Origin of the sequence: Nocardioides zeae, from assembly GCF_010686755.1 — a bacterium.
In the GTDB taxonomy this organism is placed as follows: domain Bacteria; phylum Actinomycetota; class Actinomycetes; order Propionibacteriales; family Nocardioidaceae; genus Nocardioides; species Nocardioides zeae.
Window position 1 is genome coordinate 129,720 of record NZ_JAAGXA010000003.1, and the last position, 23,016, is coordinate 152,735.

18 protein-coding genes are annotated in these 23,016 nt (G+C 75.3%); 5 read left to right on the forward strand and 13 right to left on the reverse strand.

Annotation, left to right across the window (positions count from 1 at the left end; translation table 11 throughout):
- Positions 1–9: 9 nt before the first annotated feature.
- Positions 10–1,602: an amidophosphoribosyltransferase gene (gene purF, locus G3T38_RS05645; RefSeq protein WP_338037488.1), complete on the reverse strand. Its 1,593-nt coding sequence runs from the start codon at positions 1,600–1,602 to the stop codon at positions 10–12.
- A gap of 181 nt (positions 1,603–1,783) precedes the next feature.
- Between purF and G3T38_RS22510 the strand changes: the two genes are divergently transcribed.
- Positions 1,784–3,688: an ATP-binding protein gene (locus G3T38_RS22510; RefSeq protein WP_163771124.1), complete on the forward strand. Its 1,905-nt coding sequence runs from the start codon at positions 1,784–1,786 to the stop codon at positions 3,686–3,688.
- An 18-nt stretch (positions 3,689–3,706) separates the two neighbouring features.
- Here G3T38_RS22510 and G3T38_RS22515 read toward each other — a convergent pair whose 3' ends face one another.
- The 4 genes from G3T38_RS22515 to G3T38_RS05670 form a co-directional block, all read right to left on the reverse strand.
- A complete protein-coding gene (locus tag G3T38_RS22515; protein WP_163771125.1) occupies positions 3,707–4,183 on the reverse strand; it encodes a 2Fe-2S iron-sulfur cluster-binding protein in 477 nt (158 codons plus the stop codon).
- Positions 4,184–4,216: 33 nt separating this feature from the next.
- Entirely contained in the window at positions 4,217–6,589 is a 2,373-nt protein-coding gene (locus G3T38_RS05660) for a molybdopterin cofactor-binding domain-containing protein (protein WP_338037489.1), read from the reverse strand.
- A gap of 154 nt (positions 6,590–6,743) precedes the next feature.
- Complete coding sequence (locus G3T38_RS22115; protein WP_163771126.1) at positions 6,744–8,000, reverse strand: RsbRD N-terminal domain-containing protein; 1,257 nt, start codon at positions 7,998–8,000, stop codon at positions 6,744–6,746.
- A 2-nt stretch (positions 8,001–8,002) separates the two neighbouring features.
- Positions 8,003–9,376, reverse strand: coding sequence for a dipeptidase (locus G3T38_RS05670; RefSeq protein WP_163771127.1), 1,374 nt, complete (start codon positions 9,374–9,376; stop codon positions 8,003–8,005).
- A 265-nt stretch (positions 9,377–9,641) separates the two neighbouring features.
- On the opposite strand from G3T38_RS05670, the gene G3T38_RS05675 reads away from it, so the two are divergent.
- Positions 9,642–10,952 carry a reverse transcriptase domain-containing protein gene (locus tag G3T38_RS05675; protein WP_163771128.1) on the forward strand — a complete coding sequence of 437 codons (1,311 nt, stop codon included), beginning with the start codon at positions 9,642–9,644 and terminating at the stop codon, positions 10,950–10,952.
- Between the two features lie 21 nt (positions 10,953–10,973).
- Here the strand turns inward: G3T38_RS05675 and G3T38_RS05680 are convergent, their stop codons facing one another.
- The 5 genes from G3T38_RS05680 to G3T38_RS05700 all read right to left on the reverse strand — a co-directional run bounded on the left by G3T38_RS05680 (position 10,974) and on the right by G3T38_RS05700 (position 17,282).
- Positions 10,974–11,294 carry a hypothetical protein gene (locus G3T38_RS05680; RefSeq protein WP_163771129.1) on the reverse strand — a complete coding sequence of 107 codons (321 nt, stop codon included), beginning with the start codon at positions 11,292–11,294 and terminating at the stop codon, positions 10,974–10,976.
- 102 nt (positions 11,295–11,396) lie between these two features.
- Positions 11,397–12,989: an HNH endonuclease signature motif containing protein gene (locus tag G3T38_RS05685; RefSeq protein WP_163771130.1), complete on the reverse strand. Its 1,593-nt coding sequence runs from the start codon at positions 12,987–12,989 to the stop codon at positions 11,397–11,399.
- 155 nt (positions 12,990–13,144) lie between these two features.
- Positions 13,145–15,868: an FtsX-like permease family protein gene (locus G3T38_RS05690; protein ID WP_163771131.1), complete on the reverse strand. Its 2,724-nt coding sequence runs from the start codon at positions 15,866–15,868 to the stop codon at positions 13,145–13,147.
- Positions 15,865–16,638: an ABC transporter ATP-binding protein gene (locus G3T38_RS05695; RefSeq protein WP_163771132.1), complete on the reverse strand. Its 774-nt coding sequence runs from the start codon at positions 16,636–16,638 to the stop codon at positions 15,865–15,867. Before G3T38_RS05695 ends, G3T38_RS05690 begins: the two co-directional genes overlap by 4 nt.
- Positions 16,635–17,282, reverse strand: a complete 648-nt coding sequence (locus G3T38_RS05700) for a PadR family transcriptional regulator (protein WP_163771133.1) — start codon at positions 17,280–17,282, stop codon at positions 16,635–16,637. Before G3T38_RS05700 ends, G3T38_RS05695 begins: the two co-directional genes overlap by 4 nt.
- Before the next feature lie 159 nt (positions 17,283–17,441).
- Here G3T38_RS05700 and G3T38_RS05705 point away from each other — a divergent pair, with 159 nt between their 5' ends.
- The 3 genes from G3T38_RS05705 to G3T38_RS05715 are packed head-to-tail and all read left to right on the forward strand — an operon-like array spanning position 17,442 to position 21,097.
- Positions 17,442–18,758, forward strand: a complete 1,317-nt coding sequence (locus G3T38_RS05705; protein WP_163771134.1) for a sensor histidine kinase — start codon at positions 17,442–17,444, stop codon at positions 18,756–18,758.
- On the forward strand, positions 18,751–19,410 hold the full coding sequence (locus G3T38_RS05710; RefSeq protein WP_163771135.1) for a response regulator: 660 nt from the start codon (positions 18,751–18,753) through the stop codon (positions 19,408–19,410). The genes G3T38_RS05705 and G3T38_RS05710 overlap by 8 nt, the downstream gene beginning before the upstream one ends.
- A 16-nt stretch (positions 19,411–19,426) precedes the next feature.
- Positions 19,427–21,097: a phospholipase D family protein gene (locus tag G3T38_RS05715; protein ID WP_163771136.1), complete on the forward strand. Its 1,671-nt coding sequence runs from the start codon at positions 19,427–19,429 to the stop codon at positions 21,095–21,097.
- Between the two features lie 7 nt (positions 21,098–21,104).
- Here the strand turns inward: G3T38_RS05715 and G3T38_RS05720 are convergent, their stop codons facing one another.
- From G3T38_RS05720 to G3T38_RS05730, 3 genes are all read right to left on the reverse strand, one after another.
- A complete protein-coding gene (locus G3T38_RS05720; RefSeq protein ID WP_163771137.1) occupies positions 21,105–21,902 on the reverse strand; it encodes an alpha/beta hydrolase in 798 nt (265 codons plus the stop codon).
- Positions 21,903–22,068: 166 nt separating this feature from the next.
- Positions 22,069–22,500 (reverse strand): alternative ribosome rescue aminoacyl-tRNA hydrolase ArfB, encoded by a 432-nt coding sequence (gene arfB, locus G3T38_RS05725; protein WP_163771138.1) that lies wholly within the window; start codon positions 22,498–22,500, stop codon positions 22,069–22,071.
- Between the two features lie 22 nt (positions 22,501–22,522).
- A complete protein-coding gene (locus tag G3T38_RS05730) occupies positions 22,523–22,876 on the reverse strand; it encodes a sterol carrier family protein (RefSeq protein ID WP_163771139.1) in 354 nt (117 codons plus the stop codon).
- Positions 22,877–23,016: the final 140 nt, after the last annotated feature.

Genomic DNA, 23,016 nt, shown 5'->3' on the forward strand with positions numbered 1-23,016 from the left:
CGCCGCGGGTCAGGGCCGCTGCAGCGCGTCGGCCGCGCCGCTCCCGGCCAGGGAGGCCGCGAGGCCGTCGACGTCGGTCGTGCGCACGACGGGGGCCGTCGGGTTGACCTCGAGGACGTCCTTGCCGAGGCGCTCGGGCGTGGGGAGCGGGATCGGGTAGACGCCGTCGAAGCACGCCCGGCAGAGGTTCTGCTTCGGCACGTCGGTCGCGTCGACGAGCTCGTCGAGGTCGATGTAGCCCAGCGAGTCGGCGTCGATCGAGCGGCAGATCTCGTCGACCGACAACCCGTTGCCGATGAGCTCGGCGCGGGTGGCGAAGTCGATGCCGTAGAAGCAGGGCCACTTCACCGGCGGCGAGGAGATGCGCACGTGCACCTCGCGCGCCCCCGCCTCGCGGAGCATGCGCACGAGCGCCCGCTGCGTGTTGCCGCGCACGATCGAGTCGTCGACGACGACGAGGCGCTTGCCCTCGATGACGTCGCGCAGCGGGTTGAGCTTCAGCCGGATGCCGAGCTGGCGGATGGTCTGCGAGGGCTGGATGAACGTGCGGCCCACGTAGGAGTTCTTGACGAGACCCGTGCCGTACGGGATGCCCGACGCCTCGGCGTACCCGATCGCCGACGGCGTGCCCGACTCCGGCACCGGGATGACGAGGTCCGCGTCCACGGGGAACTGCTTGGCGAGGCGGCGGCCGATCTCGACGCGCACGCTGTGCATGCGCTTGCCGGTCATGATCGTGTCGGGGCGGGCCAGGTAGACGAACTCGAAGAGGCAGTGCTTGGGGGCCGGCTCCGCGAACGTGCGGCTGCGCAGCCCGTCGGCGTCCACGGCGATGAGCTCGCCCGGGTCGATCTCGCGGATGAAGGAGGCACCCACGATGTCGAGCGCCGCCGTCTCGGAGGCGACGACCCAGCCGCGCTCGAGCCGACCCAGCACGAGCGGACGGATGCCCTGGGGGTCGCGGGCCGCGTACAGGGTGTTCTCCGTCATCCAGACGAAGGAGAACGCGCCCTTGACCTGCGGGAGCAGCTCGACGGCGCGCTCCTCGACCGTGGTGTCGGGGTGGTCGGCGAGCAGGGCGGTGACCACGCTGGTGTCGTTGGTGGAGCCGACCTGCTCGGGGCGGTGCACCTTGAGGTCGAGCTCGCCGTCGAGGACGCTGCGGTCGCGCACCATCGCGGCCAGGTCGGCCGTGTTGGTGAGGTTGCCGTTGTGGGCGAGCGCGATGGAGCCGTGCGCCGTCGGGTGGAAGGTGGGCTGCGCGTTGTGCCACGTGCTCGCGCCCGTCGTCGAGTAGCGCGAGTGGCCGATCGCGAGGTGGCCCTGCAGCGCGTCGAGCGTCGACTCGTCGAAGACCTGGGAGACGAGACCCATGTCCTTGTAGACGAGGATCTGCCGGCCGTTGCTGACCGCGATGCCGGCGGACTCCTGGCCGCGGTGCTGCAGCGCGTAGAGCCCGTAGTAGGTCAGCTTCGCCACGTCCTCGCCCGGCGCCCAGACGCCGAAGACGCCGCACGCGTCCTGCGGTCCCTGGTCCTGCGGGTCGAGCGCTGCGGTGAGCCGCCCGTCGCCGCCCTTGCGTGTGCTCACGGAGTTCGCCACCGGGCCATGGTACGGCGAACGGCGCCCGGTGACCGACCACGCTCGGATCGGTCATCTCACACCGCGGGCCGCTGCACCGGCCCGCGCGCTCTCGTCCGTTCGCCCCCGCCGGTTGCCGTGCCACGTTACTGTCGAGTCACGCTTACCTTCTCGGGACTGGGCTGAACTGGGGAGGGGACCCGTGACGACCACGACGACCGACGTGCACGACTCCGACGGTCCGCCCGTCCCCCGCTCCCCCGCCGACGTCGTCGACGCGAGCATCACGGCGGCGCTCCTGCACGGCGTCGAGGGACGGTACGCCGAGGCGATCGACGTGCTGACCCGTGGCGCCGGCGACGTGGCCGGGTTCGGGGTCGTCGCCCTCGCGATGCGACGCGACTCCGGCGACCACGAGTTCGTCAGCCTCGTCGGCGACGAGGAGGCCCGGGCGCTGGTGCTGGGCAAGCACCTGCCGGCGGAGGCGCTCGTCGAGCAGACCACCGAGGCGGACGCGTGGGGTCCGCTGCGCTTCCTCCCCGCCGAGCGGGCCGTCCCCGCCGGGCTCGCGTGGACGCCCGACATCGAGAAGGCCGACCACCCCGACGCGTGGGACCCCGACGACTGGTTCTCCGCGTTGCTCCTGCGCCCCGACGGCGACGTGGTCGGCGTGCTCACGCTCGACGTGCCCTTCGACGGGCTCCGCCCCGACGCCGACACCCGGGCCCGGCTGGCCGACTACGTCGAGCGCACCGCGGCGGTGCTCGAGAACCTCGACCAGCGCCACCGGGTCGAGCAGCAGCTCGCCCTCGCGGCCGCCTCCCGCGAGGTCATCCGGCGCGCCGACCCCCGCCAGGGTGCCCGCGCGGTCGTCGAGGCCTGCGCGCCCGCCCTCGTCGACGCCCTCGGCGCCGACGCCGCCTGGTTCCACGTCGTCAACGGGCCGTCGGTCGTCGCGCGCCGCGGTGCGGGTGGCGGGGTCGATGCGGCCGCAGGCGCGGTCGGGGGCCGGCAGGTCTCCCTCAGCGAGGAGGTGGCGGCCCCCGAGGAGCTGCGGCTCCTCTCGCGCATCACGCGGCACCTGTGGTCGCACCAGGAGCTGCTCATGCGGAGCCTGTACTCGCGGTCGCACCCGGGGATCTCGGACGCCGACCTCGCCGCGGTCGACGCGTGGCTCGAGCGCGCCGGGGTCACCACGGTCCTCGTCGTGCCGCTCGGCACGCTCGACGAGCCGCTCGGCACGGTGGTCCTCGCGCGCAGCGGCCTGCAGCGCGACTGGAGCGACATCGAGGAGCAGGCGGCGCGGGACCTCGGCCGCGACCTCGGCGACGCGCTCCACACGGCGGCGGTGTTCGCCGAGAAGCGCGCGATGGTGGGCTACAAGGAGCAGCTGATCGCCACGGTCGCCCACGAGCTGCGGAACCCCATCACCGCGGTGCTCGGCAACCTCGACGTGCTCGCGGAGCTGATCGCACCCACCCCGCCGCTCGAGGCGTCCCGCCGGGCCGCCGAACGGATGCGGGCGCTCGTCGACGACCTGCTCGCCCTGTCGGAGGCCGACGGGCCGCAGGCCGTGCCCACCGAGCCGGCCGCCTTCGACGAGGCCGTCGTCGAGACCGTCGACCTGCTGCGCACGGTGGCCGCGGCCAAGGAGCAGACGCTCGTCGTCGCCGTGCCCTCCGACCCGGTCCCGGTGCTCGTGCCCCGGGGCGGGCTCGACCGCGTGCTCGGCAACCTCGTGAGCAACGCGATCAAGTACACGCCCGCCGGCGGCACCGTCGTCGTCGACCTCGAGGCCGTGCCCGCGGCGAGCGAGAACCCGGCGACGGCCGTGCTGCGGGTCGTCGACACCGGCATCGGCATCGTGGAGGAGGAGATCGGCCGCGTCTTCAACGCCTTCGTGCGCTCCGACGACCCCCTGGCGCGGCGCGAGTCCGGGACCGGGCTGGGCCTCGCGATCGTCGCCCGCACGGTGCAGCGCGCCGGCGGGACCGTGCACGTCGACTCGGTCCACGGCGAGGGCAGCACCTTCACCGTGACGCTGCCGCTGGCTCCCACCCCGGCCACGCCGGCCCCGCCGGACGGCCCCGCCGGTGCGACCGGCTGAGAGCCGCGCCGTACGACGTCACATGCGGCTCTCGCCGTCCACGACGGCCTCGCGGATCCGCGTGTAGGTGCCGCACCGGCAGATGTTGCGGATGCCGTCGAGGTCGGCGTCCGTGATGGTGCGGCCCTCGCGACGGGCCTTGTTGACGAGCGCGACCGCCGCCATCACCTGGCCGGGCTGGCAGTAGCCGCACTGCGCGACGTCGTGCTCGAGCCAGGCCTCCTGCATGGGGTGGAGCTCCGCGCCCACCGTCGCGGGCAACCCCTCGATGGTCGTCACCTCGTCGTCGGCCGCGAGGTCGCCGACGCGGACGGCGCACGGGTTGAACGCACGCCCGTTGACGTGGGAGGTGCACGCCTTGCAGACGTTGATGCCGCAGCCGTACTTGGGGCCCGTGACCCCCAGCAGGTCGCGCAGCACCCACAGCACGCGCACGTCGTCCTCGACGTCGACGGTCACGGTCTCGCCGTTGAGGCGGAAGGTCTGGGTCGGCACGGGGGCTCCTCGTCGGGGACTGTCGGTGGGTGGTCAGTAGGTGAGGCGCAGGCCGTTGGTCGGCGACGGCGGGATCGGCGGCTCGAACGTCTTCGGCTCGAACGCCAGCGGCTCGAGGTGGTTGATCGGGAAGTGGGTCGGCGTCGTGCCCGTCGCCCGGGCGTACGCGCAGGCGACGGCGGCGAAGGTCGCCGCGACGCCCGCCTCACCGGCGCCGCCCGGCTGCGGGCTCTCCGACGGCATGATGTGGACCTCCACCTCGGGCGGCGTGTTCCACTGCCGCGTGTAGAAGTAGTTGTCCCAGCTGGCCTCGAGGAAGTGGCCGTCCCGCAGGTGCAGGCTGGACGTGAGGGCGAGGGCGATGCCGTCGTTGATGCCGCCCTGCATCTGGGCCTCGAGGCCGCGCGGGTTGATGACGAGACCGGCGTCGACGGCGAAGACCACCTTGGTGACCCGCGGGCCGGTGACGGCGTCGCGGACCTGCCGCCCGACGGTCTCCGGCCGGCAGTCGATCTCGACGAGGCAGGCGGTCGCGCCCTTGTACTCCTTGTGGATCGCGATCCCCTGCGCCGTGCCGGGCTCCATCGTGCGACCCCAGCCGCCCTCCTCGGCGACCTTGTCGAGCACGGCCGCGACCCGCGGGTTGCGGGCGTGGGAGCGTCGGAACTCGTAGGGATCCTTGCCCACGGCGGCGGCGACCTGGTCGACGACGAGCTCGGAGGCGGCGCGCACGTCGGGCGAGTAGATGTTGCGCATCGAGCCGGTGTTGAAGCGCTGGTCCACCTCGGTGAGCGTCTGCACGACGGCGCCGAAGTTGTAGGGCACCTCCTGCGTCAGCAGGAAGACCGTCTCGCTGAACCCCAGGTTGCCGAGACCGGTGGGGAGGTCGGCGGCGAAGGCCGTGAGCGCGTCGCCCAGGCCGTGCCGGAAGTCCGTCTCGATGCTCGTGAGCGACTGCTGGAACGCGACGACCTCGTCACCGACGAGCACGGTGCGGATCCGCGAGGTGCACATCGGGTGCACCCGGCCGGCGCGGGCGTCGTCGGCGCGGTGCCACATCAGCTTCACCGGGACGCCCATCGCCTTGCTGATCCGCGCGGCCTCGAGCGCCCCGTCGAAGAAGAGCCGGCGGCCGAAGGACCCGCCGCCCTGCACGACGTTGACCGTCACCTTGTCCACGGGCAGCCCCACGGCCTCCGCGATCGCCGCCTGGGCGACGACGGGGGACTTGAGGGCCGACCAGATCTCGGCACGGTCCGAGCGCACGTCCGCCACCGCCGAGTTGGTGTCCATCGGGGAGTTGCTGCGGAAGTAGAACGTGACGTCGTGGTTCACGGTCCGCGCCAGCAGGGGCAGGCTCGGGAGCTTCGGGAGGGGCAGCTGCGAGGCCTGCAGCCCCCGCAGCACGGTCTCGTCGGACTCGCCGGCGACCGGGCCGTCCTCCCACTGCGCCTCGACCGCACGCACGGCGTCGATGCACTGGCCGAACGTGCGCGCCCGGATCGCCACCCCGAAGTCCAGCTCGGCCACGTGGGTGACGCCGGGCATGTCGCGCACGGCGTCGAGGTTCTCGACCGACCGCAGCGTCCCGTTGAGGGTGGGCGCCCGGCACACCATCGTGGGCCAGGCGTCCTCGACCTGGAGGTCGGTCGCGTACTGCTTGCGACCCGTGATCGCGTCGCGGGCGTCGACCCGGTTCTGCGGGGTGCCGACGACCCGCCCCGCGGGCCGGTCGGGGAGCTGCACCTCGACGGCGCGGTCCTGGGCCACCGCCGCGTCGATCGTGAGCTCGGCGTAGGTGACCTGACGGCCGTCCGGTGCCTCGACGATGCCGCCGGCCTTGGTGACCAGCTGGTCGACGTTGTCGCCGAGCAGGCGGGCGGCGGCGGCGAGGAGCGCGCCGCGGGCGACCGCGGCGGCGACCCGCACGGGCGTGTACGTCGAGATGGTCGTGTTGGAGCCGCCCGTGAGCTGGTTGAACAACAGCTCGGGCCGAGCGGGCGCGAGCGAGATCCGCACCTTCTCCAGCGGGAGGTCGAGCTCCTCCGCGATGATCATCGCCGTCGAGGTCGTGATGCCCTGGCCGACCTCGGCGCGGGGCAGCGCGAACGACGCCCCGCCGTCCTCGTCGATGCTGATGGTGATGAGCTGGCTCGTCGGCAGCGTGATGTGGGTCAGGAAGTCGTTGAGGTCGTAGATCTCCGCCGGTTGCGGCACCGTGGGGATGCCGTCGGCCGCCGCCGGCGGTTGCTCGAGGAACGGCGCGGCCGCCACGAGCGTCGCCCCGCCGAGCACGAAGCCGAGGAAGCCACGACGGCTGACCGTCCCGGTCCCCGTCGTGTCCCCTTCCGTCGCCGCCTGGTCCTGCCCGAGACCGGTCGAGCCGGCCGGACCTGTGATCGTCACTGTTCCTCCGAGAGCGTCGGCCGGCGCGCCCGTGGGCACCGCCGGGTCGTCACTCCCTCCCTGATCCCCACGGTCACACCTGCGGCGGGGCGACCCAACCCGCAGGCGCCCACGATGTGGCGCAGGTCACTGTGCGGTCTGCACAAGCACCCGCTCAGTCGACGAGGCCGAGGCGGTACGCCGCGAGAGCCAGCGCCAGCTCGGCGGGCGGAGCGCCCTCCCCCAGCAGCCCACCGGTGAGCCGCTGCACCCGGCGGAGCCGGTTGAGCACGGTGTTGCGGTGGCAGGGCAGCGCCCGTGCGGTGGCGGTGGGCGACCCGCCGGTGCGCATCCACGCCTCCAGCGTGTCGAGGAGCGCCCGCGACTCGTCGGCGGGCAGCGCGAGCAGCGGGTCCAGCCAGTGCCGGGCGAGCCGCGCCGCGATCGCGGGCGCGGCCAGCACCAGGGCGTCGGGCAGGGCCTCGTCGAACGCGACCACCGGCAGGCCGCGGGCCGCGGCGATGCGCTGCGCCGCCACCGCCTGGCCGAACGCCTCCTCCGCGTGCCCCAGTTCCGGGACCACCGCGGAGATCCCCGTCGCGCCGACATCGGCCGTCGCGAGTGCGGCGCCGACGGCGTCGGCCTGCCCGCCGGGGGCCTCGACGACCCCGACGAGGCCGGCCGCGCGTCGTACCCAGCTCGAGCGGTGACCCGCCACCCGCAGGTGCGTCTCGGCGCGACGACCGGCCTCGGGAGCCGCGTCGGCGGGCGCGACGACCACGACGCACGGTCCCGGTGCCAGGTCGAGCACGCGGGCGGCCTCCGCCGCGAAGGCCGCCTCGGCGCCGCGGCCGGCGAGCAGGTCCTCCCAGAGGGCGGTACGGCGCTGCTCGTGCACCCTGATCGCCGAGGCCTCCGCCTGGTGGTACGCCGCGGCCACCGCCGCCGAGGTGCTGTCCACCACGGCCCACAGCGCCGTGCCGAGCTCCCGCGTCTCCCGGGCCTCGAGGATGCCGTCGGCCTGGTCGAGGAGGTCGTCCCAGATGAGCCGGCCGCCCATGCGGAACGAGCGCAGCACGTCGTCGAGGGGCAACCCCTGCTCGGCGCGGCGACGGCCGGTGGCGCGGGCCGCGTCGTACCGGTCGACCGACGGGCCGCGGCCGTCCGGTCCCCTGCCGTCCGGTCCCCTGCCGTCCGGTCCCCTGCTGTCGGGTCCCCTGCCGTCCGGGGCGAGGCCGAGCTCGACGGCGAGCAGCTGCAGCACGCGCGCGACGTTGTCCACGCACGAGGCGCGCAGGTCCTCGACCGGGACGACGGGCAGGTCGACGTAGCCGGCGTTCTCCGCGCGGATGGTGGCGACCAGCCGGTCCGCGAGCGGACCCACCCGCTCGGCCCGGTGCCGCTCGAGGAGGTCCGCCGCGACCGGCCGCACCGTCAGGCCCGGGAGTCCGAGCGAGCCAGGCGGGCGAGCAGCAGCGTCTCGGCGAGCAGCACCCGCTCGAACTCCGCGAGGTGGAGGCCCTCGTTCGCGCCGTGGGCGCGGGTGTCGGGGTCCTCGACGCCGGTGACGAGCACGGCGGCCCGCGGGAACGCCTCGAGGAACTCGGCGATGAACGGGATCGATCCCCCGACGCCCATGTCGACCGGCGCGGTGCCGTCCCACGCGTCGGCGAAGGCGCCGCGGGCGACGTCGTAGACCGGGCCGGTGGCGTCGATCTGGGTCGCCTCACCCGTGTCGACGAGGGTGACGGTGAGCTGGGCGCCCCACGGCACGTGGGCCTCGAGGTGGGCGCGGAGGGCGGCGAGCGCGCGCTCCGCGGTGTCGCCGGGGGCGATCCGCATCGAGATCTTCGCGCGGGCCGCCGGGACGAGCGTGTTGGAGGCGCCGTCCACCTTCGGGGCGTCGAGGCCGGTGATGCTGAGGGCGGGCTTCGTCCAGAGTCGCTCGACGGCCGAGCCGGTGCCGATGAGCTCGACGCCGGGCGCGACCCCGGACTCGGCGCGCAGCCGGTCCTCGGGGTAGTCGACGTCGGCCGCCGGACCCGCGTGGAGCCCCGCTACCGCCACGTCGCCCGCGTCGTCGTGGAGCGTCGCGACGAGCCGGGACAGCGCGATGAGCGCGTCGGGGACGAGGCCGCCCCACATGCCCGAGTGCACGGCGTGGGTCAGCGTGCGCACCTCGACGTCGACGCGCACGAGACCCCGGAGGCTGGTCGTCAGGGCCGGGACGCCGATGTCCCAGTTGGTGGAGTCGGCGATGACGATGACGTCGGCGGCGAGGTCGTCGTGGTGGGCCGCGAGCAGGGCCGGGAGCGTGTCGGAGCCGACCTCCTCCTCGCCCTCGACGAAGACCGTGACGCCGACCCCGAGGTCGTCGCCGAGCGCCCGGATCGCGCCGAGGTGGGCCGCGATCCCGGCCTTGTCGTCGGCGGCGCCCCGGCCGAACAGGCGCGGACCGGCGGGCGAGTCGGCCTCCGTGGGCTCCCAGGGCGGCGTCGCCCAGTCGGCGTGGTCGCCCTCCGGCTGCACGTCGTGGTGCGCGTAGAGCAGCACCGTCGGGGCCCCCGCGGGCGCCGGGCGGGACGCGATGACCGCCGGGGCGCCGCCGTCCGCGGACACGACGCGGGTGTCCAGACCCTCGGCCTCCAGGAGGGCGGCGACGGCGGCCGCGCTGCGACGCACGTCCTCGGCCCGCTCCGGGTCCGCGCTCACCGACGGGATCCGCACGAGGTCCTCGAGGTCGGCGCGGACGCCAGGGAGGACGTCCGCGACGCGCTGGCGCAGCTGGTCGAGAGTGGGGTCGCTCATGACGTCGACCCTACTGATCGGGCGCGGGCGCGGCGGCTCGGCGCTAGGGTCGCCGCGTGCGGCAGCGCTCTCTCGAGACGGTCAACCGGTGCGCGTCACCGGTCGACCTCCCCGGGGCTACCCCGGGGACCACCGGCACGTCCGGGCACTCCACCGCGCGCGGCTCGCTGCGCTCCGCTGCAGGTCTCCGCGCGCACGACGGGACAGGTCGAGGGCCGCTGCCGCACACCTTCACCGCCGTTGCGCCCGCGACCCCCGCGCACCGGTGAGGCCGGAGGTCGCCGCCGCGCTCGGCGCAGGCTTCCTGGGCGGGGAGTGGACCGAGGACGGCCTCCTCGCGAGCGGCGCCCGGGTCATCGGGCGACGTCCCCAGTGGCTGCGCCAGCTCGCGGCGCAGGTGGTCGCGGCGTACCCCGACGCTCCCCGCGACCGACCCCGCGAGCTGGCCGCGGCCGTCGCGAGCCTCCCGGCGGCCGCGAAGGCCCGGCGCACCCGGGCGCTCCGGTGGACGCCGACGCCCACCGCGATGGGTCGCAACCGGTGGGCCCTGCCCGTGCTCGACGGGCTCGACGACCTCGCCGCCCTGCTCGACGTCACCCAGGCCGAGCTCGACTGGTTCGCCGACCCGAAGCGCTGGGCGCGGGAGGCCGCGGTGGCGCCGTTGCAGCACTACCGCGTGGCGCACCGGGTTGCCTCGAGCGGCGCGATCCGCGTGCTCGAGGCACCGAAGCCGCGGTTGAAGCGCATCCAGCGGCTCCTGCTCGACGAGGTCCTCGACCGCATCCCGCCGCACGACGCGGCACGGGGCTTCCGTCCCGGTGGCTCGGTGGCCCGGTACGCCGCACCCCACGCCGGCCGCGCCACCGTGCTGCACCTCGACCTCGAGGCGTTCTTCGCGAGCGTGACCGTGGGGCGGGTGTACGGCGTGTGGCGCACCGCCGGCTACCCCGAACCCGTCGCCCACCTGCTCGCCGGGCTCACGACGACGGTGCTGCCGCGCGCCGCGTGGCGGACGCTGCCCCGCCCCGCCGACCCGGGCCTCCACGACGCGCACTGGCGGCTCGGCCGACGGCTGGCCGCGCCGCACCTGCCCCAGGGCGCACCGACGTCGCCGGCGTTGGCGAACCTCGCGGCGTACCGCCTCGACCTCCGCCTCACCGCCCTCGCCGAGGCGTGGGGCGGGCGCTACACCCGGTACGCCGACGACCTCGCCCTCTCGAGCGACCGCGGTTGGGGAGCCGGTACGTCGCGGCTCGTCACCGCCGTCACCGAGGTCGTGCGGGACGAGGGCTTCCGGCTGAACCCGCTCAAGACGGCCGTGATGCGTCGCGGCGAGCGGCAGCACCTCGCGGGTCTCGTCGTCAACGAGCACCCGCGCGTCGCCCGAGCCGAGGTGGACCGACTCCGTGCGATCCTCCACAACTGCCGGGTGCACGGGCCGAGCACCCAGAACCGGGCAGCGGTGCCGGCCTTCGCCGAGCACCTCCGCGGGCGCGTGGCGTGGGTCGCGCAGCACGACCCGGCTCGCGGAGAACGGTTGCTCGAGGCGTGGCGGGCAGTGGACTGGGAGCGGTGAGACCGGTGGTGACGGGCAGCGTCACTCGGCGGGAACGGTACCGCTGGTGACCTCGGTCGTAACCTCCATGCCGTAGACCACCAGCCACACCGACAGCAGCGTGAGCACGAGGACGACCGCCCCGATCACGATGGCGATGACGGCGGGGACCGGCACGCGCAGACCGCGCCGACGGGCGCGCACGATCGACCAGGTGCCGAGCACGACACCGGCGAGCGATCCGAACCCGGCGACCCAGCCGACGGAGCAGGCCAGCGCCACCCATCCGATGACCGACGAGGACTGCAGGTCCGGCGGCGCCGGGTAGGTCCTGTCGTACCGCGGCGTCGTGGTCGTGCTCATCGTTCCCCCTCGTCACCGCGCCCTCCCTGGATCGCGGCAGCGCTGATCATCGCAGGCTGCGCGCGCGTCCGAGGGCGTTCGGGAGAGGCCGGTGCCGGTCGCTCACGTCCGCCTCGTGAAGCGGAGCTTGCCGGTGCCGAGGCGTTCGACGAGGTAGAGCGGGTCGTGGATCTGGTGGTGGTGCTGGTCGCAGAGGAGGCACCCGTCGCGGGTGTTGGTGTGGCCGCCCTGTGACCATGCGGTGAGGTGGTGGGCGTGGGTCTGGTGGGGTGGCCGGTTGCAGCCCTCGGCGACGCAGCCGCCGTCGCGGAGGGCCATCGCGAGGCGCATCGCTCGGGTGTGGAAACGGGTCGTGCGGCCGAGGTCGAGGACCTCGCTCTTCGTGCCGAGGACGGCGGGGACGATCCCCGCCTCGCACGCCAGCCGTCGGGCCTCGGATGCACTGATCGTGGTGCCGGTGTCGAGGGACGCTGAGGCAAGGCCGCCCCGGAGGGACTCCAGCGTCATCGTGACGACGACGGTCGCGCCCATGCCACCGGTGGCGGGGAGGTCCTTGTGGTCGAGCATCTCCAGCAGCTGCTGGAAGGCCCGTCCGTAGCGCTCCGGTGTGGGCCGTCCGGCGACGAACCGCTGCCCGGGGTCCTCGCTGGTGTTGAGGTGCTTCGGTGCGGCGTAGGCGTCGAGGGCCTTGCGGAGCATCGCGCCGTGCAGTTCGGGGAGCGTGAACCGTCCGTGGACCTTGCCGTGCCCGTCGGAGACCATCGACAACCGCGACGCGGCTCGGGCCTCGCGCTCCTCACGCTCGAGGAGAGCGGCCTCGTGTGCTTCGCCGATATCGGGGGCGATGACGGTGAGGATCTTCTTCCCCAGCGCTCGTAGGGCCTTCGCGTCGTGGTCGGCGGCGAACCCGACCAGCACCTCCTCGGCCTGGTTCCGGAGGGCGGGATCCAGCTCGCCAGGTAGCGCGTCGAGGGCCTTGACGATGACGTCGGCCTGCTCGAGGTCCACGACGCCGGTCAGGCAGCCGGGGCCGAGGTGGGGCCGGTAGCGCCCGGCCGCGCCGGCACCGGTGTCGAGCGCGGGACCCTGACCTGACTCGCTTCCCGCCGGGGCGCCGGCTTCGGGATCAGCGTGGGGCTCGGCGCCGTCGATGGCGGCCCCGATCCGAGCGAGGCGGTGGGCATCGCGGCGGGTGATGGTCGCGGCGTTCGCCAGCCACACCGCCGCGGTCGAGGCACCGTTCTGTCGGTACAGCTCGACCTCCTCGGCGTGCTGCACGAGCACCGCCACCAGCGCCGAGGCCCGTGCGACCAGCCGGTGGGCGTCGACGAGCGCGATACCGGTCTGCGGGGCACTCAACCATCTGAGGCCGGTGCGCCCGTCGGCGGCGAGCACAGCTGTGGCTGTCCGGATGGCCTCCAGCATCGGATGCCCCGCGTCGACCCCACCCGCACCCGAGGCGACCCCGGGCACCGCCCAGCCGGGCTCCGGCTCCGTGGTGGGCTGGGGTGCGTCGTACGGACCCTCCCGGTCCACGATGCGGCACCCGCGCGTCGCCTCCACGGGCCACTCCCCGGTCGCGAACGCGTGCTCCAACCAGTCCGGCACCGGCACCTCGACCAGGAACTCGGCAGGGGGCTCCGGCACCGGTGGCTCGAAGCCATCGGCGTCACCAGAAGAGCTGACCCCCGTCATGGCCACCACTCAACCCGCACCCACCGACAGTCCTGAGCGAGACCGGACACGCCGCCGTACCGGCTGTGGACAACCCCGAGACCCGCCGCCGTACAACCCAGCTCGACGCGCACGCCGCGTCGTACAAGCCAACTCGACGCGTTCCCCCACCGCCCTCACCCCACCGCCGCGCCCCGTCCGGCCAGCACGACGGAGCTGCGCGTCGTGGCCGCGGCGACGGCGGCGACGACGAGCGGCAGGAGCACCACCAGCGTGCCGATGAACAGCCACGGCACCTCGAGCACGGAACCGGGGAGGCCCTCGGTGCCGTACCCGTAGTAGTCGATCGGCGCCGTCAGCGGGAAGGTGATCGCGACGCCCGGCACCAGGCCGACGAGGAGGCCGAGGCCGGCCCCCACACCGGTGATGACGAGGGCGTAGCCGGCGGCGATGCGGCGCCGTACGCCCGGGGTCGCGCCCACCGCACCCAGGGTCGCGAGGTCGCCGGCGGCGTCGTTGACGGCGAGCGTGGTGGCGGTCAGGCTGCCGACGAGCACGAGCAGGAGGGCGACGGTCCCGAGCCCGAGGAGCACCCAGACCATCTCCGGAGGGGCTTCGTAGCCGGTCTCCTCGTAGACCGTCAGCCCCGGGACAGCCTCCTCGACCTGCTCGCGCAGCTCCCGCGCTCCTTCCGGTCCGGGGCCCTCGGGCAGCAGCAGCGCCGTCGTCATCGGCTGCACCTCCGCCGGCGCACCGTCCGTGACCTCGGCGGCGAGCGAGGTCGGCAGCACGGCCGCGAATCGGGCCGTTGGACGCTCCGAACGTACGAGCGTGGCCGGCACCTCCGCCGCCACGAGCTCGTCGTTCTCGTCCGCGCCGGTGCCCTGCTGGTACTCCCACCGGGTGGCCGAGAGCAGCACCTGCCGGTCCTCGCCCGCACCGGCAGGATCCATGACGACGACCAGTGCCCGGCCCGCGGCGAGCGCGTCCCGCGCGGCCTGGCGGTCGGCCGGGGCGATGCCCGCATCGAGGTCGGCCGCTCCGAGGTCGTCGGTGACGAGGACCTGGCTGCCGTACGCCGTCGTCCACGACCCGTAGGACCACCCCTCGTCGTCGCCCAGGATCGTCGCGCTCCAGTCGATCTGCACCTCGTCGTCCGAGCGGAAGCCGAGACCCTCCACCGGTACGGCCCCTGCGGGCACGACGTCCTCCACGGCGGCCAGGTCGTCGGCGAGCGGCACCCCCGTGTCCGACCGCACGACGGCCTGGCCGACCGGGAGCTCGGGGCTGTAGGCCCGCGCCTCCTGCTCGGCGTCGCTCGCACCGCCGATGCCGAGCGCCACCGCGCCGGCCACGGTCGCCGCCACGGCCGCGATCGCGGGGACGGTGCGGGACCGGTGCCGCGCCGAGTCCCGTACGGCGAAGCGCAGCGCCAACGGGAGCCGGGCCGCCGACCGGCCCAGCAGGGCGAGCAGTGGCGCGACGAGCAGCACGGTGCCGATGACCAGCGGCACGGCGCCGAACGCGACGAGCCGTTCGTCGCGCTCGACCGCGCCCCCGATCGCGAGCGCGACGCCGAGCGCGGCGAGGACCGCACCCACGACGGGCGACCGGTGGCCGGGGTGGTCGTCACCCCGCCGGCCCGCCAGCACGGCGACGACGTCGGTACGCGACGCCAGCCACGCCGGTACGACGGCAGCCAGCAACGCGCTCACCACGCCGAACGAGGCGACCGCGAGGACGGTCCCCCACGGCACGTCGAACGGTCCGATGCGCCCGCCGGACACCTGGCGATCGACCGACGGCCACCACGCGGCGGCCTGCTCCAGCGCCGGGGGCAGGAGCGCGGCGACGGCGATCCCGCCGAGCACGCCGACGACCGCCGCCGCCCCGCCGAGCACGACACCGGAGGCCAGCACGAGGGTCCGGACCTGGGCCGGCGTCGCACCACCGGTGACGAGGAGAGCGACCGTGCGGGCCTGCCGGCGGGCCCCGACCGCGAAGGCCGGCCCGGCGAGCAGCACCACCTCGAGGAGCACCATCACGACGATCAGCCCACCCGTGACGACCGCGGCGTCGTCGACGTAGTCGTAGGCGAGCTCCGCCTCGACCGCCTGCGCGGCCGCCGGCGGGTCCACCACCACCGCGCGCGACAGCACGAGCACACCGTCGGCGTTGAGCGCCTCGACCTCCGCCCACGTCACCGGGTCCCCGCCGACGAGGTAGGCGACCGAGGTCGTCATGGCGTCGTCGAGGCCCAGCGCACCGATCCCACCGGTCACGAACGGGCCCTGGTCGGTGCGGCTCTCCGCGATGCCGACGACCGTGCGCTCCGCGCCGCCGATCTCGAGCTCGTCACCGACGGCGGCGCCCCGGCGCGCGAGCGGGGCACTGACGGCCACCTCGTCACCTGCGGTGGGCAGCCGCCCCTCGGCGAGCTCGACCAGCCCGGCGCCCAGCGGGGTGCTGAGGTCGACCTCGAGGGCCGGGGCGTACAGCCGCTCCCCGCCGACCGCGACCTCGACCGACCCCTCGCGCACCTCGAGGACGGGCCGGTCGCCGAGCACGTCCGCCCACTCCGCGGGGTCGACGACGGCGCCGTCGACCATGGAGAAGGCGTCCCCGGCGCCACCGGAGTCCTCCGACGTCCACCCCTGGTCCGGGTCGGCCGCCTGACGCAGCGGCCCCATCGTGGTGGGCGCCAGGAGGGCCTCGCCCTCCGGTCCCAGCTCCCGGTCGAGCCGTTCCGCCGAGCTGATGTCGGCGGACGCGAACAGCACCGCGCCCGCCGTCACGACGAGCACCGGCAGGGTCAGCATGGCCAGGACGATCGCCGTACGCCCGCGGTGCCGCGCCAGGTCCCGCCGCGCGAGCCGCAGCAGCGGCCGCCAGCCCGTCATCGGCCCGCCTCGCTCAGCGCGACCGTGCCCCCAGAAGCCCCCGGAGCGCCCGGAGCGCCCGCAGCCCCGTCGTCGGCCGTGCCGACCAGCCGGCCGTCGCGCAGGTGGACGATGCGGTCGGCCCAGGCCGCGAGCCGCGGCTCGTGGGTGACCATGACCCCGGCGACGCCCTCGTCGCAGCGCCCGCGGAGCACCTCGAGCACGTCCTCGCCCGACACCGAGTCGAGCGCGCCCGTCGGCTCGTCGGCCAGCACGAGCCGACGGCGGCCGACGATCGCCCGGGCGATGGCGACCCGCTGCTGCTGCCCGCCGGACATCTGGTCGGGGTAGCGGTCGGCCACCTGCGGCACCCCGACCTCCTCCAGCGCGAGGAGCGCGTCGGCGCGGGCCTCCCGCGGACGTACCCCCGCGAGCTCCCGCGGGAGCGCCACGTTCTCGGCGGCGGTGAGCGCCGGCACCAGGTTGAAGTCCTGGAACACGTAGCCGATCGACGAGCGTCGCCGCAGCGCCCGCGCGGCCGGGGACGCCTGCGCGAGGTCCTCGCCCTCGACGAGCACCCGCCCCGACGACGGGGTGTCGAGGCCGCCGGCGATGGTCAGCAGGGTCGACTTGCCGGAGCCCGAGGGCCCCATGATCGCGACGAGCTCGCCCGCCGCGACCTCGAGGGTGACGCCGCGCAGGGCGTCGACACGGGTCGCGCCCTCGCCGTGCGACCGGTGCACGTCCTCGAGGCGGAGCACAACGGGAGCGGACGGGGTCGGTGTGCTCATCGGACGTTCTCCTGCGGCTCGGCGGGGTGGGCAGTGGGCTCGGCGGTGTGGGCAATGGGACTGGGCGTGGGGGCGGGGTCACCGGTCCCGGTACGGCGGGGTGGTCGCGCCAGGCGTCCCAGCCGGGTCTCGCAGTGGTCGAGCCACCGCACCTCGGCCTCCGCCGCGAAGACGAGCGAGTCGACGACCAGGCTCCACGCCAGCTCGTCGGCCCCCAGCTCCTTGCCGGCCGGGGGACGCGCCCGGCGCTGGGCCCGGGTGTGCTCCTGCAGCGCCGCGACCGTGGCCTCGCGCTGCCGCCGGATGACCGCGACGACGTCGACGTCCGGCGCGTCCACGGCCAGCGCCAGCTTGATGGCCAGCTCGTCGCGGGGCGGCGTCTCCCGCGGCACCGGGGAGGCGAACCAGACCGCGCTCTCCGCGCGGCCGGGCTCGGTCAGCGCGTACAGCACCTGCTGCTCGCCGCCGCCCTCGTCCTGGCGCTCGACGAGCCCGTCGCGCTCGAGGCGCGCGAGCGTCGTGTAGACCTGCCCGATGTTGAGCGGCCACGTCGCTCCCGTGCGCGCCTCGAACTCGGCCCGGAGCTGGTAGCCGTACTTCGAGTCCGGATCGAGCAGCGCGAGCAACGCGTTGCGGACCGACATGGCCCCTCCTCGCTGTGGTGGATACCGGGTATGCATATCACGTCGATGCATACCCGGTATTCATTTCGCGGCGAGCGGCTGCTTGTCGGGCTACCCCGACACCGAGGACTCCGGCCGCCCGGCTGCCACCCGGGGCGTGCCGTCCCTAGCGTCGACGGCATGACCGAGACTCGTCCCGTGCCGCCCGTCGACGACCCCGTTCCCGCGCCGCACGACACCCGGCGTCGCGGCCTCGGCCGCGTGCTCGCGGAGACGGGCTACGCGCTGACGGCGTTCCCGATCGGTCTCGTGGGCTTCGTGCTGGTGCTGACGGGGTTCGCGGTGGGCGCACCCCTGGCCGTCCTGGTCGTGGGCCTCCCCGTCCTCGCGCTGACGGCGGCGGTGGCGCGGGGGTTCGCGCACCTCGAGCGGTCGCGGATGCGCAGGATGCTCGACCGGGAGGCGCCGACGCCGACGTACGCCGCGGCTCGCCCCGGCGACGGCTGGTTCCGTCGGGTCGTCACCCCGCTGCGCGACCCGCAGGCGTGGCTCGACATGGTCGGGGCGGTGCTGGCGTTCGCGACCGGCACGCTCGCGTTCGTCGCGGTGCTGTCCTGCTGGGCGGTCGTGCTCGGCGGGCTCACCTACTGGTTCTGGCAGCAGTGGCTGCCGGACGACCCCGACAACCACTCCCTCGCGGAGCTCCTGGGCCTCGGCGACGGACGCGGCGCGGAGAGCGCGCTCAACCTCGTGCTCGGCCTCCTCGCGCTGGCCCTGCTGCCGTGGGTCGTGCGGCTCGTCGTGCTCCTGCACGCCGGCCTGGCGGAGGCGCTGCTGTGCAGCCGGGCGAGCCTGCAGGCCGAGGTGCGCCGCGCCACCGGCGGCCGCGACGCCGCCCGCGACGCGGAGGCCCGGTCGCTGCGCCGCCTCGAGCGCGACATCCACGACGGTCCCCAGCAGCGGCTCGTGCGCCTCGCGATGGACATCGGCCGGGCCCGGCACCAGCTCGAGAAGGACCCGGAGCGGGCGCGGGAGGCGTTGGACGCGGCGTACACGCAGGCGCGGGACGCCATCGACGAGCTGCGGGCCCTGTCCCGGGGCATCGCGCCGCCCCTGCTGGTGGACCGCGGCCTCGGCCCCGCGCTCGAGGAGCTGGTGGGCCGCGCCGACGCCGAGGTCGAGCTCCGGATCGACCCCGACCTGGCCCACGGGCTGGCGCCGCACGTCGAGACCGCGCTCTACTTCGTCGTGGCCGAGGGCATGACGAACGTGGCCAAGCACGCCGGCGCCGCGACGGTGCTGGTGCAGGTCGAGCGGGAGGGGCACATCGTGGCCGCGAACGTCGCGGACGACGGCGTCGGCGGGGCGCACCAGGGCAAGGGCTCCGGCCTCGCCGGGCTCGAGCAGCGGGTGCGCGGCCTCGGCGGGCGCCTCCTCCTGTCCTCCCCCGCGGGCGGTCCGACGGTGCTGCGGGCGGAGGTGCCGCTCGATGGCTGACGGGACAGGTGGGCCCCTCCGCGTCGTCGTCGCCGACGACTCGGTGCTGCTGCGCGAGGGCCTCCAGCTGATCCTCGCCGACGCCGGGCACACGGTCGTCGCGACGGCGGGCGACGGGCCGGGCCTCGTGGCCGCGGTCGCGGAGCACGCGCCGGACCTCGCCCTCGTCGACGTCCGGATGCCGCCCAGCCACACCGACGAGGGCCTGCGGGCCTCCGTCGAGGTGCGCCGCGCGCGGCCGGGCACGCGGATCCTCGTGCTGAGCCAGTACGTCGAGGTGTCCTACGCCGACGAGCTCCTCGCGTCGGGCGAGGGCGGGGTCGGCTACCTGCTCAAGGACCGCGTCAGCGAGCTCGGCTCCTTCCTCGACGCCGTCGCGACCGTCGCCGCCGGCGGCACGGTGCTCGACCCGCTCGTCGTGGCCCAGCTCATGCGCCGGCGCCGCGACCCGCTCGAGGCCCTCACCCCCCGCGAGCGGGAGGTGCTCGCCGCGATGGCCGAGGGGCTCTCCAACGCGGCCATCGCCGCCCGGCTCACGGTCACCGAAGGCGGCGTCGAGAAGCACACGCAGCGCATCTTCGCCAAGCTCGACCTGCACGCCGACGACGCCCAGCACCGCCGGGTCAAGGCCGTGCTGGCGTTCCTGCGCTAGGGGCCATACTGGCGGGGTGACCGACCCTGCCGCCTGGCTGCTCTCCCCGGCCGATCGCGGCAACCCGGCGACGCGCGTGGACAGCGCGGACGTCCCCGGTGAGCCCGACCGCTCCTGGACGACCGACAACCGCGTCCTCGCCCACATCGACGGCGCCTCCTACTTCGAGGCGCTCCACCGGGTCGTCGAGGCGACCGGGCCGGGCGACCTCGTCTGGTTCACCGACTGGATGGGCGACGGGAACCTCCGCCTCACGGGCGAGCCGGGCAGCGAGGTCGTCGAGGTCTTCGGCCGGGCGCTGGCGCGGGGCGTCGACGTGCGCGGTCTCGTGTGGCGCTCCCACACCGACCAGGCCGGGTTCTTCGCACCCAGCAACCGGCACCTCGGCGAGCAGCTCGGCCGCCGCGGCGCCGAGGTCTCCCTCGACATGCGGGTGCGGCCGGGCGGTTCCCACCACCAGAAGTTCGTCGTCGTGCGGCACGCCGACGACCCGTCCCGCGACGTCGCCTTCGTCGGCGGCATCGACCTCGCCCGCAACCGCCGCGACGACCAGCACCACGCGGGCGACCCGCAGGCCCGTCGCCTGACGAAGGAGTACGGCGCTCGGGCGCCCTGGCACGACGTGCAGCTCGAGCTGCGCGGACCCGTGGTGCGGGGCGTGGAGACGACCTTCCGCGAGCGCTGGGAGGACCCGGCGCCGCTGACGCTCGCCCCCTGGCGGCGCGCCGCGGACGCGTTGCGCCGCGTCGAGACGGACCCCTCGCCGCTGCCGCCGCAGGCCGCCGCGCCGCCGCCCGCCGGCGACGCGACGGTGCAGCTGCTGCGCACCTATCCCGACCTCGGGCCGGGCCGCGGCTACGACTTCGCACCGGAGGGCGAGCGCAGCGTGGCGCGCGGCTACTCGAAGGCGATCGCGCGGGCCCGCGAGCTCGTCTACATCGAGGACCAGTTCTTCTGGAGCCACGACACCGAGCACAACCTGCCGGGACGCCGCAAGAGCTCCACCAACGAGCCGCAGGGCAACGACGTCGTGGCCGCCCTCGAGCAGCAGCTCGAGGCGGAGCGCGACCTGCGCGTCGTCATCGTCGTCCCGCGCCACCCCGACCAGGACGGCATCAACCGCCAGGCGCAGCTGCTGGCGCGGCACCGTGCCCTCGAGCGGCTCGTGCGGGTCGCGCCCGGGCGGGTCGCGGCGTACTGCCTCGAGAACACCGCCGGCACCCCCGTCTACGTGCACGCGAAGGTCTGCGTCGTCGACGACACGTGGGCGACGACCGGCTCCGACAACTTCAACCGCCGCTCGTGGACCCACGACTCCGAGCTCACCGCCGCCGTGCTCGACCCGGTCCACGCCCGCACGCTGCGGATGCGGCTGGCCGCCGAGCACCTCGGCCGCCTCGCTCCCGACGAGGGCGTCGGCCCGGACGGCGCGGACGTCGGCGAGCTCGACCGCGTGGCCGACTGCAAGACCGCGGACGGGTTCTTCGAGCAGCTCTCGCTGGCCGCGACGCACCTCGACGACTGGCACGCCGCGGGCCGCGTCGGCGAGCGACCCCCCGGCCACCTGCGCCGCCTGCCCCGGGCCGAGCCCCCGGCGGTCCTGCGGCCCCTGGCGCGGCTGCTGCTCGCGACGGTGCACGACCCCGACGGCCGTCCGGCGCACCTGCGGGCGACCGAGTCCTACTGAGGGCCCGTCAGGCGCGCAGCGACTCCAGCAGCTCCAGCGTGCGCTCCCACGCCTCGGTGGCGGGGTCGATGACGATGAAGTGGTCGCCGTCGACCTCGGTCAGGGTCGCGTCGTCACCGACGGCCGTCGCCGCGGCCACGTAGTCCCGCGACTGGCGGAGCGGCACGATCGTGTCCGCGTTCCCGTGGACGCAGCGCACCGGTACGCCGAGGGGCAGGTGCCGCGCGGGGTCGGCGGCGTCGTACGCCGCGGGGTCGGCCTCGGCGTCCCCGCCCATGAGGGCGCGGACGTTGGGCGCCGCGTTCGCGTCGGCGAGCCCGGCGGTCAGGTCGAGCACGCCCGCCTGGCTGACCGCGGCCGTCACCGGCACGCGCACCGGCGACCACCGCTCGAACCGGCCCCGGGCGGCGGCCCACACGGCGAGGTGCCCGCCGGCCGAGTGCCCGAGCGTGACGACGATGGCGCGCTCGGCGTCCGTCAGCTCCTCCACGTCGGCGAGGAGGTCGATCCCGGCGGCGACGTCGTCGAACGTGGCGGGGTAGCCCCCGCCCCCGCCGTCGCCCGAGCCCACGCGGCGGTACTCCAGGTTGAGCGCCGTCCAGCCGTTCTCCGCGAGGCTGAGGGCGAGCGGGGCGCCGAGGCTCGCGTCGTACTCCGCCTTCCAGAAGCCCCCGTGCACCACCACGACGACGCCCTTCGAGGGCGCTCCGTCGGGGGTGCTGCCGGGGTCCGAGCCGGGCGCGGGCCGGTAGAGGTCGCCCCACTGCGACGGGTCCTCGCCGTAGGCGATGCGGGTGGGGCTCATGACGTCGCTCCCGGGCAGCTTCGTGGCCTCCGGGGGCGGCGGCGCGTCGGCACCGCCGGGCAGGCCGTCGCTCCCGTCGTCGGCGCAGCCGGCCAGGACGGCGCCGAGGCCGACCCCGAGGGCCGCGAGCCCCCGTCGTGTGAGTCGTGCACCGTCGGCTCTCCTCTCAGTCCCATCGTCCCTGCCTCCCACGCTTGACCTCCGATCGCCGGGTCTTCGCCGCGAGCCGTCGTCGCTGCGATCCCCGGGTGGGCTTCGTCGCCCGACGCGGTGCGGATGGCGGGGCGGCCGCGTCCCGCAGGAGCGCGGCGAGCCGCACCCGGGCGGCGCGCCGGTTGTCGCGCTGCGAGCGGTGCTCGCTCGCGACCACCACGACCGTCCCGTCGACGAGCCGGCCCGCCAGCCGCTCGAGCACCCGTTCCCGCAGGTGGTCGGGCAGCGAGGGCGAGCGAGCGAGGTCGAGCACGAGCTCGACGCGGCTGTCGGTGGTGTTGACGCCCTGGCCGCCCGGGCCGGACGACCGCGAGAACCGCTCGACGAGCTCACCCGACGGCACGCGCCAGCGGGCGTTCACCTCGAGGTCGGTGGAGAGGTCCATGGAGTCGGCCGGGTCAGCCGGGTCAGCCGAGCGGCAGGTACGTCGACAGGTCGGTCCGCTCGCCGCTGCGGGTCAGTGCCGTCCCGGCCTCGTCCCACGCGGTCTCCCCCGTGGCGAGCCGGATCCACGTGTCGGCGTCGGTCTCGACGACGGCGGGCGGCGTCCCCCGGGTGTGGCGGACGCCCGGGACGACCTGCACCGCGGCGTACGGCGGGACCCGGACCTCCACGGACGCGCCGGGCGCGCGCTCCTGCAGGATCGCCAGGTAGTGCTTCACCAGCAGCTTGCGGTCCGCGCGGTCGGCGTCGCCGGCGCGCCAGCGCGCGAGGGCGACGGCCACGTCGGGGGCGGCGGCGGGCAGGAGGCGGCGGGGCACGCGCCCATCGAACCACCCTCCCGTGCCCGCGGCCCAACGGAGTCGTGGGGGGGGGGGGGCGCGGGGGGGGGGGGGGGGGGGGGGGCGGCCGCGGGGGGGGGGGGGGGGGGGGGGGCGGGGGGGGGGGGGGGGGGGGGGGG

Coding starts and splice junctions, on each gene's coding strand:
- G3T38_RS05670 (WP_163771127.1), bottom strand. CDS start 9,376: ATGAGCGACCCCACTCTCGACCAGCTGCGCCAGCGCGTCGCGGACGTC.
- G3T38_RS05680 (WP_163771129.1), bottom strand. CDS start 11,294: ATGAGCACGACCACGACGCCGCGGTACGACAGGACCTACCCGGCGCCG.
- G3T38_RS05685 (WP_163771130.1), bottom strand. CDS start 12,989: ATGACGGGGGTCAGCTCTTCTGGTGACGCCGATGGCTTCGAGCCACCG.
- G3T38_RS05690 (WP_163771131.1), bottom strand. CDS start 15,868: ATGACGGGCTGGCGGCCGCTGCTGCGGCTCGCGCGGCGGGACCTGGCG.
- G3T38_RS05695 (WP_163771132.1), bottom strand. CDS start 16,638: ATGAGCACACCGACCCCGTCCGCTCCCGTTGTGCTCCGCCTCGAGGAC.
- G3T38_RS05700 (WP_163771133.1), bottom strand. CDS start 17,282: ATGTCGGTCCGCAACGCGTTGCTCGCGCTGCTCGATCCGGACTCGAAG.
- G3T38_RS05705 (WP_163771134.1), top strand. CDS start 17,442: ATGACCGAGACTCGTCCCGTGCCGCCCGTCGACGACCCCGTTCCCGCG.
- G3T38_RS05710 (WP_163771135.1), top strand. CDS start 18,751: ATGGCTGACGGGACAGGTGGGCCCCTCCGCGTCGTCGTCGCCGACGAC.
- G3T38_RS05720 (WP_163771137.1), bottom strand. CDS start 21,902: ATGAGCCCCACCCGCATCGCCTACGGCGAGGACCCGTCGCAGTGGGGC.
- arfB (WP_163771138.1), bottom strand. CDS start 22,500: ATGGACCTCTCCACCGACCTCGAGGTGAACGCCCGCTGGCGCGTGCCG.